Origin of the sequence: Saccharomonospora iraqiensis subsp. paurometabolica YIM 90007 (genome assembly GCF_000231035.2) — a bacterium.
Taxonomy (GTDB): Bacteria; Actinomycetota; Actinomycetes; order Mycobacteriales; family Pseudonocardiaceae; genus Saccharomonospora; species Saccharomonospora paurometabolica.
This window is the reverse complement of record NZ_KI912238.1, coordinates 127,068-127,353: the sequence shown is the minus strand read 5'-3', so window position 1 is coordinate 127,353 and position 286 is coordinate 127,068. Positions and strand designations below refer to the sequence as shown.

At 76.9% G+C, this 286-nt stretch carries 1 pseudogene; it reads right to left on the bottom strand.

The features are described 5' to 3' along the window. Positions 1 to 286, bottom strand: a pseudogene (locus SACPADRAFT_RS27420) (HAD-IIIA family hydrolase); the annotation flags it as partial.

Sequence of the window (286 nt, the reverse complement as noted above, 5' to 3'; positions counted from 1 at the left end):
AGGCGCCGGACCCGCAGCGCCAGGTCGGCGTCCTCCCGGTAGGCACGGGGGAAACGTTCGTCGAAGCCACCCACGGCCGCCAGGGCGTCCCGGCGGTACGCCATGTCCGCCGTGATCCACCGGGCGCGGGTGAGCGCGAGGGTGTCGCGTTCGTCGTCGGTGGGGCGCCGGGTGTCCGGCACCGGCACCACGATCCGGCCGGTCGACGCGGCGACGTCGTCCGCGAGCCCGGCCAGGTCGGCGTGCAGCCGCGCGGGCCAGTCGGCCCCGGTGAGCACGTCGTCGT